The 12,653-nt window shown below is 45.1% G+C and carries 17 protein-coding genes; 9 read left to right on the top strand and 8 right to left on the bottom strand.

What is annotated here, in order from left to right:
- Nucleotides 1–34: 34 nt before the first annotated feature.
- The 3 genes from DOM22_RS06970 to DOM22_RS06960 all read left to right on the top strand — a co-directional run bounded on the left by DOM22_RS06970 (nucleotide 35) and on the right by DOM22_RS06960 (nucleotide 1,286).
- Nucleotides 35–610 (top strand): hypothetical protein, encoded by a 576-nt coding sequence (locus tag DOM22_RS06970; RefSeq protein ID WP_142699675.1) that lies wholly within the window; start codon nucleotides 35–37, stop codon nucleotides 608–610.
- Nucleotides 611–629: 19 nt separating this feature from the next.
- Complete coding sequence (locus tag DOM22_RS06965; protein WP_142699674.1) at nucleotides 630–890, top strand: CsbD family protein; 261 nt, start codon at nucleotides 630–632, stop codon at nucleotides 888–890.
- 135 nt (nucleotides 891–1,025) lie between these two features.
- The gene (locus DOM22_RS06960; RefSeq protein ID WP_142699673.1) at nucleotides 1,026–1,286 is read left to right on the top strand and encodes a hypothetical protein; all 261 of its coding nucleotides are present in this window, start codon (nucleotides 1,026–1,028) and stop codon (nucleotides 1,284–1,286) included.
- A gap of 65 nt (nucleotides 1,287–1,351) precedes the next feature.
- Here DOM22_RS06960 and DOM22_RS06955 read toward each other — a convergent pair whose 3' ends face one another.
- The gene (locus tag DOM22_RS06955) at nucleotides 1,352–1,642 is read right to left on the bottom strand and encodes an Hpt domain-containing protein (RefSeq protein WP_168196595.1); all 291 of its coding nucleotides are present in this window, start codon (nucleotides 1,640–1,642) and stop codon (nucleotides 1,352–1,354) included.
- 239 nt (nucleotides 1,643–1,881) lie between these two features.
- On the opposite strand from DOM22_RS06955, the gene DOM22_RS06950 reads away from it, so the two are divergent.
- The 3 genes from DOM22_RS06950 (at nucleotide 1,882) to DOM22_RS06940 (ending at nucleotide 3,726) form a co-directional block, all read left to right on the top strand.
- Complete coding sequence (locus DOM22_RS06950; RefSeq protein ID WP_142699671.1) at nucleotides 1,882–2,127, top strand: hypothetical protein; 246 nt, start codon at nucleotides 1,882–1,884, stop codon at nucleotides 2,125–2,127.
- Nucleotides 2,128–2,184: 57 nt separating this feature from the next.
- Nucleotides 2,185–2,844 (top strand): hypothetical protein, encoded by a 660-nt coding sequence (locus DOM22_RS06945; RefSeq protein WP_142699670.1) that lies wholly within the window; start codon nucleotides 2,185–2,187, stop codon nucleotides 2,842–2,844.
- A 237-nt stretch (nucleotides 2,845–3,081) separates the two neighbouring features.
- Nucleotides 3,082–3,726, top strand: a complete 645-nt coding sequence (locus tag DOM22_RS06940) for a transporter substrate-binding domain-containing protein (protein ID WP_210415704.1) — start codon at nucleotides 3,082–3,084, stop codon at nucleotides 3,724–3,726.
- Between the two features lie 57 nt (nucleotides 3,727–3,783).
- Here DOM22_RS06940 and ahcY read toward each other — a convergent pair whose 3' ends face one another.
- The 3 genes from ahcY to DOM22_RS06925 form a co-directional block, all read right to left on the bottom strand.
- Nucleotides 3,784–5,196 (bottom strand): adenosylhomocysteinase, encoded by a 1,413-nt coding sequence (ahcY, locus tag DOM22_RS06935; RefSeq protein ID WP_142699668.1) that lies wholly within the window; start codon nucleotides 5,194–5,196, stop codon nucleotides 3,784–3,786.
- Between the two features lie 43 nt (nucleotides 5,197–5,239).
- Nucleotides 5,240–6,004 carry a type I methionyl aminopeptidase gene (gene map / locus DOM22_RS06930; protein WP_142702134.1) on the bottom strand — a complete coding sequence of 255 codons (765 nt, stop codon included), beginning with the start codon at nucleotides 6,002–6,004 and terminating at the stop codon, nucleotides 5,240–5,242.
- 453 nt (nucleotides 6,005–6,457) lie between these two features.
- Nucleotides 6,458–6,871 carry an SWIB/MDM2 domain-containing protein gene (locus DOM22_RS06925; RefSeq protein ID WP_142699667.1) on the bottom strand — a complete coding sequence of 138 codons (414 nt, stop codon included), beginning with the start codon at nucleotides 6,869–6,871 and terminating at the stop codon, nucleotides 6,458–6,460.
- Nucleotides 6,872–7,148: 277 nt separating this feature from the next.
- On the opposite strand from DOM22_RS06925, the gene DOM22_RS06920 reads away from it, so the two are divergent.
- Complete coding sequence (locus DOM22_RS06920) at nucleotides 7,149–7,553, top strand: J domain-containing protein (protein WP_142699666.1); 405 nt, start codon at nucleotides 7,149–7,151, stop codon at nucleotides 7,551–7,553.
- Between the two features lie 35 nt (nucleotides 7,554–7,588).
- Entirely contained in the window at nucleotides 7,589–8,851 is a 1,263-nt protein-coding gene (locus DOM22_RS06915; protein ID WP_246845877.1) for a sensor histidine kinase KdpD, read from the top strand.
- A gap of 15 nt (nucleotides 8,852–8,866) precedes the next feature.
- On the opposite strand, the gene ettA is transcribed toward DOM22_RS06915, so the two are convergent.
- Nucleotides 8,867–10,537: an energy-dependent translational throttle protein EttA gene (gene ettA, locus DOM22_RS06910; RefSeq protein ID WP_142699665.1), complete on the bottom strand. Its 1,671-nt coding sequence runs from the start codon at nucleotides 10,535–10,537 to the stop codon at nucleotides 8,867–8,869.
- Nucleotides 10,538–10,665: 128 nt separating this feature from the next.
- Between ettA and DOM22_RS06905 the strand changes: the two genes are divergently transcribed.
- A complete protein-coding gene (locus DOM22_RS06905) occupies nucleotides 10,666–10,929 on the top strand; it encodes a hypothetical protein (protein WP_142699664.1) in 264 nt (87 codons plus the stop codon).
- Between the two features lie 18 nt (nucleotides 10,930–10,947).
- Here the strand turns inward: DOM22_RS06905 and DOM22_RS06900 are convergent, their stop codons facing one another.
- Genes DOM22_RS06900 through DOM22_RS06890 form a run of 3 tightly spaced genes read right to left on the bottom strand, consistent with a single transcriptional unit; the run spans nucleotide 10,948 to nucleotide 12,623 of the window.
- A complete protein-coding gene (locus tag DOM22_RS06900) occupies nucleotides 10,948–11,679 on the bottom strand; it encodes an ABC transporter substrate-binding protein (RefSeq protein ID WP_142699663.1) in 732 nt (243 codons plus the stop codon).
- A 26-nt stretch (nucleotides 11,680–11,705) separates the two neighbouring features.
- On the bottom strand, nucleotides 11,706–12,029 hold the full coding sequence (locus DOM22_RS06895; protein ID WP_142699662.1) for a BolA family transcriptional regulator: 324 nt from the start codon (nucleotides 12,027–12,029) through the stop codon (nucleotides 11,706–11,708).
- A gap of 6 nt (nucleotides 12,030–12,035) precedes the next feature.
- On the bottom strand, nucleotides 12,036–12,623 hold the full coding sequence (locus DOM22_RS06890) for a hypothetical protein (RefSeq protein ID WP_142699661.1): 588 nt from the start codon (nucleotides 12,621–12,623) through the stop codon (nucleotides 12,036–12,038).
- Nucleotides 12,624–12,653: the final 30 nt, after the last annotated feature.

Genomic DNA, 12,653 nt, shown 5'->3' with positions numbered 1-12,653 from the left:
AGGCCCTGTAAATGACAAGAAGGAGATAACGATTATGTTGCATAAAAAAGTACTTTTCGGAACGGCGGCATTGGCAGCTACAGCAGCATTCGCAGTAGGTTGCGCAACAACAGAACCAAAAGAAGCAAAACAAGAAACTCCATCCAAAGTTTCTCAAGCAGCGGCTGAAGTCGGCGCGACTTATTATACAGTGATAGATTTCCCTCAAGGTAAAAACACTGTGACAGACACCGAGAAGCAAAAACTTCGTCAGCTTGCTGGCGTAGCAAATGCTCGCGGCGAAGTGAAAGAGATCCAAGTTTTGGCTTGGGCTGACCGTGAATACCCTGCTGAGGGACAAAAAGTTGCGAGCAATGACAAAAAGCTAGCGGACGATCGCGTGGCAGCTGTGAAAGACTTCTTTAAAAAAGATCTTCAAACTGACGCTGATATCGACGGCCACAACATGGCTAAACGCCCAGGCTTTTTCGCTGAGCTAGTAAACTCAGACGACAACAAAACAAAATCCACATTTGAAAACATTGGCGCCGCACCAAACGACGTGGGCAACCGCCAAGCATTGGTAGGAAACAAAGCTTCTAAAGCAGTAATCCTAGTAAAATACGAATAACCAACCGAAGGAGGTAGTTATGAATAAAGATGTCATCCAAGGAAAATGGAATGAAATCAAAGGTGAGCTTCGCAAAACGTGGGGCAATATCACTGACGACGAATTTGAAAAAACAAAAGGTGATGCTCAAGCGATCGCCGGTATCGTGCAACAACGATACGGCCTTGCTAAAGAAGACGCTTCGGAAAAAGTATCTTCTTTGATGAATCGCTATGCGGAATCGACTAAGGATTCACTTCGTCAAGGACGCGACGAAGCAGAACGCAAACGCAATCACTAATTAAAGTTATTGTTCGCTCCGTGACTGGATCCTTCAGCGGTCACGGGTTCTCCGCCGCCCCTTTGGATTTCTCCGCCGAGAAACCAAGGGGGCGGTCTCTCTCTCACAACCATGACGATTCAACAAGGAGGCCACATGGCACAAACTACAGACCAAATGGTATCAACAGGTAAATCGACATATAATAAAACTAAAGATGCAGTGAACAGCGTTGATTTCAACGATGCCAAACAAGCCGCAAGTGATTACGCAGCTGATTTTAAAGATTCAGCGATGGAATATGCTGATAAAGCTGTGAAAATTGCTAAGAAAAATCCACTTTACGTGGCCGCTGGCGCTGCTGGCTTGGGACTGCTTATCGGTGGCTTATTGATGCGCGGAAATCGCAAAAACTAGTCCTAGATCAAAACTTTAAAAGCCACGGTGTCACCTGAAGACTCGACACCGTGGCTTTTTCTTTTTTACGGCGCAAGTTGTTTCAACTGTTCGCGCATAGAATTCAAAAGCGTGCGAGTTACGTTCTTAACTCCTAGTTCGTTCTGGCTCAGAGCCATCGCTTCCAACTCTTTCGCTGCCGCCGTCAAATTGGGAAATTCAAAAGTGTCGGCATTCCCCTTAATTTGATGACCCAACTTTTTTGCCAATTCAAAATCAATCACTCCACCCTCTTCGACACGAGACAGCTCGCCTATGCGGCGAAGCAAATAGCGAATTTGGTCTTCGGGTGAAACTTTGAAATCATCATCACTCACAATGTACCCCACATGTTGATATGCACACATTCTAAATGAAAGTCCCAGAAATCATCAAGGACCTATTTGGGGTGACAATTTTACCTCGCATTGTGGAATCTTGCCCCGTCGTTTGGCAGTCTTGGTTTGAAATCTGCTTAATTTGCATTTCACACTCGGCATCCCAGTTGCAATATCCATTCTGTATGAAACATGCACGGGAAAATAACCCCGTTTAATTGAGATAAAGGAGAATGTTTATGAAATTTTTCACTTCACTTGTAATGGCTGGTTTGTTGCTTGGCACATCTTACAGCTTCGCGAACGACATCAAAGAGACTGCGAAAGAAGCAGCACAAGACACTAAGAAAAATTTCAAAAAAGGTGCAAACCGTGTTGAGGAAGCTGGTTGCGAAATGGTGAATGGAAAAATGGAGTGCGCAGGTAAAAAAATTAAAAATCGCGCTGGCGAAGTTAAGGAAGAAGTAAAAGACATGGCGAACTAGTTTCGCCTTGGAATCTCGCCGACTCTCATTTCAGGACTTTTTTTACAGGAGCACAAAATGAATTTTAAAAAAGCACTTAGTATCGCGGCAATCACTTTCTTGGCAACCCCTTCCGTATTTGCCCAAGATAAAACGACGACAGAAACTACGACCGAATCTTCATCATCGAGCGATATTAAACCTGGTGGTATGTTCATCGAGCCGATGCTGACATATCAAACTGGTGATGTAACAGTTAAATGGCCATCACCACTCAATGAATCCAAAGAAGACCTTAAAGGGTTCGGTTTAGGTCTGCGCTTTGGCGTGCATGTCTATGAATCCCTTTTCTTGGGCGTGGACGGTCGTTATTCAAAACCAACTTATCACTCTTCAGCATTGAATGGAGATGGATCTTCAGATGCATATGACGCTGGTTTGACTTTGGGTGTGCAAACACCACTGGCTGGCATCCGCGTTTGGGGTACTTACATCATGACGGGCGCTTTGAATCCGCAAGAGATCAACAGCGTGGACGCGAAGTTCTCTGATCTTAAAGGTTACCGCATCGGCGCTGGTATTTACGTAAAAAGCGTCAGCATAAACCTTGAGTATCAAGACGCAACTTATGACAAAACTACAATTGAAAAAGCCGGTCCCCTGTCTGGGAACCTAGATGGCATCGACGGACAAAACAAAAGCTATATCGTAAGCTTGTCCTTCCCTGTCAATCTCTAAACTCCCTTCACACTGCGGGCAGCTTCGTTGAGCCGGGCTGCCCGTTCCTTTTTCCCCCACCCCTCACTTCATGACGATTCAGTTAAGATTCAAAAAATTCTTGTAAACGTCATTTCCTTTAGTAAATTCCAAACATCTAAAACTTAATACTCAGAGGCGCCTATTTTAAATTGGCTCTTATCCCTATTTGTGACGACGGCATTCGCTGCCAGTGCGGAATCTATGCAAGAGGTCTCGATGGGGATTCCTTATAAATACGCGCGCAATAAAGCGTTGGTAGAGTATCACGATATTCTGATTCAAGCTTTTTCGGATATTGGTTACAAAGTGGTCTTAACACCCGTTCCGATTCACAGCTCTCACGAAATGCTGAAATCAGGAAGTGTGGACACAGTCGCTTATGATGACTTAGCTGACCAAGATGGCCGCGATACCATCATTACTACTTCATTTCCGGTGGCGCTAACGGAAGGGACCGTCTTTTATTCCAAAGTTCGCCCTATAAAAGAAAAAAAACTCCGCAAATATCGTGGTGCGATCTCTAAAAACAATGCAGCCATCATTCGCGAGGCAAAAAAAAAGAGCTTGAAGTTCATTCAAACTTCAAATCCATTTCACTGCATTCAAACCGTCATCGAAAAAAAGACCGACTATTGTATTACCATCAGAGAGGTCGGCAAAGCTACCGTCAACGCCAATCCCGAAGCAAGGGGCACCATCCTGGCAATGGATAAGCCCTTTGTAAAAGTCCCCGTTTACGTTTCTATGAAAAAGAAATTCGAAAAAGATCTTCCTAAATTCGAAGCGGCACTTAAAGAGCGCCTACACGGTGATCTGAGCAAATATCCCAACATCCGCCCCGCTTTGAATACGAGCCCTTAAAATAAAAAAGCCCCGCTGTTACCAACGAGGCTTTGATTCTTTTGTTAAAAAAAGAACTTAGTAACGGTAGTGGTCTGGTTTAAATGGACCAGATGGATTCATGTGCAAGTACTTAGCTTGTTTTTGCGAAAGCTTCGTCAACTTCACGCCCAATTTACCAAGGTGAAGAGCTGCCACTTTTTCGTCCAAGTGCTTAGGCAAACGGTAAACAGCGATCTCCTGATATTTGTCGCGATTTGTGTAAAGCTCCAACTGAGCCAAAACTTGATTCGTGAATGAATTCGACATTACGAAGCTTGGGTGCCCCGTAGCACAGCCCAAATTCACCAAACGACCTTTTGCAAGGATGATGATTTGGTTGCCGTTTTTCAAAGTGTGGATGTCCACTTGTGGTTTAACTTCGCGGATTTTTGAGTTTTTGTTCATCCAAGCCATATCGATTTCGATGTCGAAGTGACCAATGTTACAAACGATCGCGTTGTTTTTCATTTTAGTGAAGTGCTTTTCAGTGATGATATCGCAGCAACCAGTTGCAGTTACAAAGATATCGCCTAGTGGAGCTGCTTCTTCCATAGTCACAACTTCAAAACCTTCCATAGCTGCTTGTAATGCGCAGATAGGATCGATTTCAGTAATTAGAACGCGAGCACCCAAACCACGCATAGAGTGCGCAGAACCTTTACCTACGTCGCCGTAACCAGCAACCACACACACTTTACCAGCGATCATAACGTCAGTTGCACGCTTGATACCGTCAGCAAGTGATTCGCGGCAACCGTACAAGTTGTCGAATTTAGATTTAGTGACAGAGTCATTGATGTTGATTGCTGGAACTTTCAACTTTCCTGCTTTCAACATAACTTCTAGATTGTGAACACCAGTCGTTGTCTCTTCAGAGATACCGATGATTTTCTTCAATTCTTTTGCGAAGCGTGGTTCATGCATCATGTTCGTCAAATCACCACCGTCGTCCAGGATCAAGTTGAAACCATCTTTACCCCAGCCAGTGATAGTTTGTTCGATACACCAGTTGAACTCAGTCTCAGTCAGACCTTTCCACGCGAATACTGGGATACCCGCAGCAGCAATTGCCACAGCAGCGTGATCTTGAGTAGAGAAGATGTTGCAAGAAGACCAACGGATTTCAGCACCAAGCTCTACAAGTGTTTCGATCAACACGGCAGTTTGGATAGTCATGTGAAGGCAACCAGCAATTTTGGCACCTCTGAATGGTTTTTGTTTTCCGTACTCTTTACGAAGAGCCATCAAACCTGGCATTTCAGTTTCAGCAATAGAGATCTCTTCGCGACCCCACTTAGCAAGCTTAGCGAAAACCTCTGGGTTTTCCATAGCCTCTTTGCAAACCATGAAGTCACGGTTGTTCTTAGAAGTTGTTGTTTTAGAATTCGCCGCTACAGCAGCTTTTGCGTTCTTTTTCATCGCTTTTCCATTCGTCGTTGTAAGAGCCATTTGAAAACGTCCTTTGTTAATTAAAAAAATCTAAATTTAAAATTTATGGAAGAGTCAGGATTTCGTAGCCGGTATCCGTAACAAGCACGGTGTGCTCATACTGAGCCGACAATTTCCCATCCGCCGTGTTGTAGTACTTGATAGAAGAATTCGGAATAGCAAACTCCACCACATCCTCAACACCTTGATTCACCATCGGTTCCACAGTGATACAGTGAAAAGGAACCAGGCGCTCGCCCTTACCCTTTTTACCGAATGCGGGAACAAAAGGTTCATCGTGGAAAGTACGCCCCACGCCATGTCCACCGATCTCTTTAACGACCGTGTAGCCTTTGCGAGTCACATACTTATAAGTTTCAAATCCAATATCACCCGTAAAACCACGAGGAGTGATCGCCTCAATCCCCTTGTCACGAGCCAACTGCGCAGTTTCCACAAGATCGCGTGCTTCATCAGAAACATCACCAATCATGTACATACGCGAAGTATCCCCAAAGAACCCATCAATCCAAGCCGTCACATCCACATTGATGATGTCGCCATCTTTAAGAATTACAGAAGAATCAGGCACCCCATGACAAACAACTTCATTCACAGACGTACAAGTGTACTTAGGGTATCCATGGTAACCAAGACAAGCCGACTTAGCCCCACGAGTTTGCATGAAATCATTAGCAAGCTCATCAATCTCCTGAGTAGAGATTCCAATTTTCACATACTTTTCAAGATAAGTAAGAGTATCAGCCGCAATCCTGCAGGCCACAGTCATTTTTTTGATCTCTTCAAGAGAAAGAGGCTTAATTCCCATAGGAAGAAGGTATAACACACCCCCCTCCCACTTCCAAGCCAAGGATTACCCAAACGAAAGAACCGCAACCCCAGAACCAAAAGCCGAGTCCACCCCAAAAAACTGAGACAAAAACCTGAACAATCAGCGAGTTCCTAAGGAACAAGCTCCCCACTCCCACCCCAAAAGCGGCGCCAAGTCGCCGAAAGGCGACGGCCAGCCAAAACAGCGGCGCCCGAAAGGGCCAGCCAGCCATAGAATACCGTGATCGTAAAACACTGGCCCGAGGGATGGTTCAAAAGTGGTCAGCTGCAAGGCGGAGTGGGCCGCCCGCAGCGCAGGCGTACTCAATGTACGTTGGAGCGAGGACGGCCCGCTCCAACGCAGCAGATGGCCGCTTTTCAACCATCCCGACACGAAGGCAAAAAAAAAGCCCGGTCACCCGGGCTTTTTTCACTCTTAGATAACTAAGATCTATTTAAGATGCTTAGAAACTAGTTTAGTCATGTCGAACATGCTAACTTGAGTTTTGCCGCCGAAAACTTCTTTAAGTTTTGCGTCTGCATTGATGTTACGTTTGTTTTTAGAATCTTGAAGATTGTTCTTCTTGATGTAAGCCCAAAGTTTTTTAACAACTTCAGTACGTGGAAGTGGAGAAGCACCAACAACTGCTGCCAAAGCTGCAGATGGAGTCAAAGCTTTCATGAATGCTGCATTTGGTTTGCGAGCAGATTTAGCTTTAGGAGCTTTTGCTGCTTTAGCTTTAGGAGCTGCTTTTTTAGTAGTAGCTTTTGCTTTTGGAGCAGCTTTTTTAGTAGTTGCTTTTTTAGCTGCAGCTTTTTTTGGAGCAGCTTTCTTAGTAGTAGCTTTTTTAGTAGCTTTTGCCATTGTTAATTCCTCCGTTAGGATTATTGTCTTGTTTATCTCGAATGAGTTAAGTGTGTATCCAAGTCTAGGCGTTTGTCCAAAAAAAAATGCAGGACCCCCATTTTTTTTCGCACCCCCTCTAAAAACCGCATTTTTCCCTCTGAAGACGGCCTTTTCACGTCGAAAAACGCCTGTTTTCCCTCGAGAAACCGCCTTTTCTCGAGGGAAAAAGGTCTAATTTTGATCCACCTCACACCTCTAGACTCCTTGAAAACCATGGTTTTCCGAATAGAAAGGCATGAGTTTTCAGACGAGTTTCAAACAAATTTTGCGCGAAAAGATGGGTGAGACCCCAACGATCCAAGCAAATTACTCTTCTGTCATGGACTCCGATCCGATCCATTTAGCCTATCTTTTAGGTCAGATTAATAAGACAGAACTGCAAACTCCACGTGGACAATATCCTCGCCCAGCAGTTCGTCCACAGCGCAAGCCCCACTCTTTTTCCCCGGCACAAAGCCAAGCTTTTGAGTTTTTCAAATGCTGGATCCATGGTTTGTCAGAGGGTTTTACAGAGACTGAATTGAGAAAAGCCTTTCGTCAGGCAGCTTTAAGACTCCACCCCGACCACGGCGGAAACGCTCAGCAGTTCATGGAGCTAAAGGAACATTTCGAAACTCTAAGATCCATTTTCCAGTCTTAAGAATAACTTACGTTAATCCGAAACTTTAAATACACATGAAGGTATTTACTTCCCTCCCGTTCGAGGACCATCGCAAACGTCTGCTCTATTTGAAGATAATGTACTTCGTGGGCTCCCTCATGTCTTTGTTCTATATATATCGTTTCTCTTACGCATTTGCTGCTCCTCAATATAATCACATCCTGGTGCCGCTATTTGTGACGATCCTGCTGGGCCCACCATTGCTATGGTACCGCTTTAAGCTCTATGCCCATGCAGCTGTTCTGTTATTGCTCTCTTTAGTGTTCGTGATGATCATGCTGATTCATTTGACTGGCGGGCTGTTTGCCCCGGGGATTTATTGGTTGGCAGTGGTTCCACTGGCGACGGCGATTCTATTCGGAACTCGGGGCGCGATCTCGGGATACTTTTGTGTCGCCGCCACCTTCACAGTGTTTTGGCTAAACCACAATATGCAAACGGGCCCCAATCTGATTCCCTCCCCCGAAGTGTTTCGGGAAGAACTGATTTTGAATTTGATCGTCTTTATTGGTTTCACAAGCTTCACTACTCATGTCTATTTGCGTAACGAAGCCGCTTACACCCAGAACCTGCGTGAAAAGCACAACGACGTGGAAAACCTTTTGCGCGTGCTATTGCACGATATCGCCAACACCCTGTCATCCATGACTCTCCAGCTGATTCGCGCCAAAGAAGAGCAGTCTACGGGAGGCAATGAGCTGGAAAAGATGGAACGCGCTGTTCAGGAGATCAACAATCTCCTAAATCAGGTGCGCCACTTAAAATCGGTTAAGGATGGAAAAGCGAAACTCCCCCTGCGCCCGATGTCTTTGGCAAAAATCCTGAACGACATCTATGAAAATGCCGAGGCTTTAGCGGCCCCAAAGGGTATTAAGCTCTCTTTAGATATGTCCCGAGACAAGATGTTGGTGAACGCTGAAAAAACGATTCTAGGGAACGTGGTGCTTTTAAACATCATCAGCAACGCCGTTAAGTTCTCTCATCCAGGTGATCGCATCGATATCCGTGTATTCACCAAGGAACAGGTCGTTTCAATTGTTATTCAGGATTATGGTGTGGGCATCCCACCAGAGATTCTGGAAAATCTGTTCAACATTGCCTGCCAGACCAATCGTGCTGGGACTCATGGCGAAAAAGGCACCGGCTATGGTATGCCTTTGGTGAAGGAATACATTCAAATGCTGGGCGGATCGATCGAAGTCACATCCGCCGAGACCGTGACCGACTCTCACCCGCAAGGAACCAAGGTCACCTTACAGCTACCCCTAGCCGAGTGAGAGCTCCGTTTTTAACTAAACCATCTTAAATCTTATACGTTTTGGCCCTGCATTTTCGCCCAGGCGTTTTTTGCGGTCTTCTTCGTATTCCGTGAAGTTTCCAGGATAGAATTCAATTTTAGAATCCCCTTCGAACGCCATGATGTGAGTGCAGACGCGGTCCAAGAACCAACGATCATGCGAAATCACCACAACAGATCCACCGAACTCCAACAGCGCTTCCTCGAGGGCACGCATTGTGTTTACGTCCAAATCATTCGTTGGCTCATCCAGAAGCAAAAGATTTCCACCCTCTTTAAGGATTTTCGCCATGTTCACACGGTTGCGCTCACCACCTGACAACTGACCGACTTTCTTTTGTTGGTCAGAACCAGAGAAGTTAAACCAGGAAACGTACTGACGAGATGGAATCTCACGTGTACCCAATTGGATCACATCGGCGCCACCAGAAAGCTCTTCAAAGATCGTTTTGTTCGGATCCAAGGTCTCACGTGTTTGATCCACGTATGAAATCTTCACTGTTTCACCGACTTTGAACGTTCCAGAATCTGGAGATTCTTTGCCTGTGATCATACGGAACAAAGTGGATTTACCGACACCATTCGGCCCGATAACACCCACGATCGCACCACGAGGAATCGTAAAGCTGACGTCGTCCAAAAGAACTTTGTGATCATAAGCCTTCGTAATACCTTTGGCTTCAACAACGATATCACCCAAACGAGGCCCTGGTGGGATGTAGATAGACATCTCTTGAATTTTCTCCGGAGATGCTTCCTTCAACAGGTTTTCGTAGTTAGAGATACGCGCTTTAGATTTCGCCTGACGAGCCTTAGCTCCCTGACGAATCCAATCCAACTCTTTTTCCAAAGTTTTAGCTTTGCGAGCCTGATCTTTTTGTTCGTTCGCTGTGCGCTTGTCTTTTTGTTCCAACCAAGAAGTGTAGTTCCCTTTCCAAGGAATACCTTCACCGCGGTCCAATTCCAAAATCCAACCCGCAACGTTATCCAAGAAATAACGGTCATGGGTAACGGCAATAACAGTTCCTGGGAACTTAGAAAGATATTGCTCAAGCCATGCCACAGATTCTGCGTCCAAGTGATTCGTTGGCTCATCCAAAAGCAAGATATCTGGCTCCGACATGATCAAACGAGCCAAAGCCACACGGCGTTTTTCACCACCGGAAAGCTTCGTCACACCCATGTCGCCATCTGGACAACGAAGAGCATCCATCACGATTTCGATCTTTTGATCGACGTCCCATGCGCCCAAAGCATCCAATTTTTCCTGAAGAGCACCCTGCTTATCGATGAGTTTATTCATTTCATCCGGATCCAAATCTGGATCTGCAAACTTATCGTTGATCGCATTGTATTCCGCCATCACCTTAGGAAGCTCGCCCATACCCGCAAAGATGTTTTCTTTAACAGTCAAAGCGTCATCCAGTTGAGGTTCTTGCTCGAAGTAACCCACCTTCATCGTTTTCGAAGGGAAAGCTTCCCCCAAAAAGTCTTTGTCTGTTCCTGCCATGATTCTAAGCAAAGTGGATTTACCAGATCCATTCAGACCCAGAACACCGATTTTAGCTCCGTAGAAGTAAGAAAGGTAAATGTCCTTCAAAACGTAACGATTTGGAGGATATACTTTACTTACACCTTTCATTGTGTAGATAATCTCTTGAGACATGATGTCACCCCGTTTGAAAGCGCCAATTTATTAAGAGTGAAAATGCTTGTCAAATGGAGTTCCTACGATAACACTATCGCCTTCGTGCATGATGCACGTCCGATACATTAAATTTACAGAATTGGTTCATGAGTAACGACATCATTGAAACGGCACGTACGACGCGCGCTAACACAACTGAGAAAGAAGCAACGACTGCTTCCACTGCTAAAGAGACAGGCAAAAAAAGCCTCTTTGGCAATCTCAATGCAGACCTTAAACAGGCTCTGGATTCGTGGGATGTTATCACTGAGACAATGACCAACAAAGTGTCCCCTGAGCAGGAACAGCTGCAGGAAGTCAAAAAACTTCTGGGTGAGTTGAAATCCAAGCTCGCACAATTTGAAGACTAATCGAAGCTGGGGCGGCGCTTAATTTTTAGCACGGTAAAATTTGCGGTTCGCCTTAAGCAGGCTATCAATTTCACTTTTGATTTCAGGGGAAAGCTTTTTGCTAAACGCCACGTACACATTGAACATAGGGATATCCGTAATTTCGACACTCTTTAAATTGGGGTACTTGTGTGATTCAACCATTTCCCGAGTCACCGATGAAAGATGAACAAAAACACCATCAATTCGATTCGTTTCCACTAGGTTAGAAAGACGCTCCCCCAGATCAATTCCCGACAATGTGATCGTCTTTATTTTATATTGTTTAAATTCTGGGGGCATTGAGGCACCGGCCATCAGACCCACCGTCTTACCGGCAAAATCACTTATCGACGCAAAGTTTTTACCTTTATGAAAATGTTTAGGTACGATGATTCCAGCGTGCTCAGAAATGAAAGGTTCTGCTGAATAGTCGAAAACCTTTTCTCGTTCCGGAGTCTTGACGATGAAAAATAAAACATCGATTTGATTGTTTTCCAAATCGCGAAGTTCTCTTTTAAAAGGAGAACTTTTCCAAACCACATCGATTTTGAATTTCTTTTTTAACTCCGAAAAAACATACTTAATCATGAAATCCGGGCCCGACCCCTGTGCCGGATTAGCCTCCGCATTCATCACGTGAGGCGGCCCCTGCACGGCAGCCACCCTAAGTGGTTCTATCGCCGGACACGACAGACTGAAAAAAATAAGAAACAGAAACACAAATTTCATCTGGAATATTAGATCAGGAGCGAATGCTATTTGGGAAGTCTTTTGGAACCACCACGACACTCAGGAGAAATAAAATTAAGTGCGTCTTTGTGCATTTCAAACTCTGCAGGGGTTAGGGCCTTTTGCGTCAGGGCATGCAAACCTGCACTAAATTCAGATTTCAAGGCATCATTAACACTGCGCTGACGATCAACACGAGATTTTCCTTCGAACGCAGACGATACGATCAAAACTTTATAGTGCGATTCACTTGCCGGACCGGAGTGCATATGGCTCTCGTTTTCGATTTCCAGAACCGAAGGAGCAAGAGCTTTTGTCAAAGATTCGAAAATACGTGCTTCGCGATTCACTGGGGATTACTGCTTTTTTCGTTTTTCAATTTCAGATTTCACGTAATCCAAACCCATTTTCGCCATGGCAAAGACACCTTTTTCTTCCAGCTTCTTTTCCACTTCTTTCGCTTTACGAAGAGCACGGCCTGCTGCCATCGCAGCCAGGGGATGCCCCACAGGCAGGGATTCAAAGTCGCCGTCTTTTTTCCACTCGTCCACAACCGTGTCAGCTATCTCCATAACTTTTGGAGCTTTCATACGAATGATTTCCGACCCATAAAATTCCACATGGGATTTTTCATGGTGCTCTTCCGTAGGTCCGCCTTCATAGGACATTTCCTCTGGAGCCAATTTATCATCAGCGGAACCCGCATTGAAAGTGCCGCTGTCATGATGTGGTTCGTGAGTTGGATGCGGGACGCCCTCATTTTGGGCTTCTGTATTAATATCGTCAGAAGAGGAAACTGCGATCTCATCGGCTTTGTCGATGGTATTTTCCACGGCAGAATCATACTCCACTTCGGATGGATGCATCTCTTGCCCCACACTGTTTGCCGGTGTCGATGAAGAAGAATTTTTATGCGAAGATTTATGATGATGCTTTTTGGACATAAGTCCTCCTCTGACGTTCCTTAAGCGTAG

Source organism: Bdellovibrio sp. ZAP7, from assembly GCF_006874645.1.
Lineage (GTDB): Bacteria > Bdellovibrionota > Bdellovibrionia > Bdellovibrionales > Bdellovibrionaceae > Bdellovibrio.
The sequence above is the reverse complement of the archived record's forward strand: the minus strand, read 5'-3'. Positions and strand labels throughout refer to the sequence as shown.

Bases quoted from the DNA above. Each gene is read 5' to 3' on its own strand.
- ahcY (WP_142699668.1), bottom strand. From the start codon at position 5,196: ATGGCTCTTACAACGACGAATGGAAAAGCGATGAAAAAGAACGCAAAA.
- DOM22_RS06925 (WP_142699667.1), bottom strand. From the start codon at position 6,871: ATGGCAAAAGCTACTAAAAAAGCTACTACTAAGAAAGCTGCTCCAAAA.
- DOM22_RS06960 (WP_142699673.1), top strand. From the start codon at position 1,026: ATGGCACAAACTACAGACCAAATGGTATCAACAGGTAAATCGACATAT.
- DOM22_RS06950 (WP_142699671.1), top strand. From the start codon at position 1,882: ATGAAATTTTTCACTTCACTTGTAATGGCTGGTTTGTTGCTTGGCACA.
- DOM22_RS06915 (WP_246845877.1), top strand. From the start codon at position 7,589: ATGAAGGTATTTACTTCCCTCCCGTTCGAGGACCATCGCAAACGTCTG.
- DOM22_RS06900 (WP_142699663.1), bottom strand. From the start codon at position 11,679: ATGAAATTTGTGTTTCTGTTTCTTATTTTTTTCAGTCTGTCGTGTCCG.
- DOM22_RS06920 (WP_142699666.1), top strand. From the start codon at position 7,149: ATGAGTTTTCAGACGAGTTTCAAACAAATTTTGCGCGAAAAGATGGGT.
- DOM22_RS06965 (WP_142699674.1), top strand. From the start codon at position 630: ATGAATAAAGATGTCATCCAAGGAAAATGGAATGAAATCAAAGGTGAG.
- DOM22_RS06905 (WP_142699664.1), top strand. From the start codon at position 10,666: ATGAGTAACGACATCATTGAAACGGCACGTACGACGCGCGCTAACACA.
- map (WP_142702134.1), bottom strand. From the start codon at position 6,004: ATGGGAATTAAGCCTCTTTCTCTTGAAGAGATCAAAAAAATGACTGTG.
- DOM22_RS06945 (WP_142699670.1), top strand. From the start codon at position 2,185: ATGAATTTTAAAAAAGCACTTAGTATCGCGGCAATCACTTTCTTGGCA.
- DOM22_RS06940 (WP_210415704.1), top strand. From the start codon at position 3,082: ATGGGGATTCCTTATAAATACGCGCGCAATAAAGCGTTGGTAGAGTAT.
- DOM22_RS06970 (WP_142699675.1), top strand. From the start codon at position 35: ATGTTGCATAAAAAAGTACTTTTCGGAACGGCGGCATTGGCAGCTACA.
- ettA (WP_142699665.1), bottom strand. From the start codon at position 10,537: ATGTCTCAAGAGATTATCTACACAATGAAAGGTGTAAGTAAAGTATAT.
- DOM22_RS06890 (WP_142699661.1), bottom strand. From the start codon at position 12,623: ATGTCCAAAAAGCATCATCATAAATCTTCGCATAAAAATTCTTCTTCA.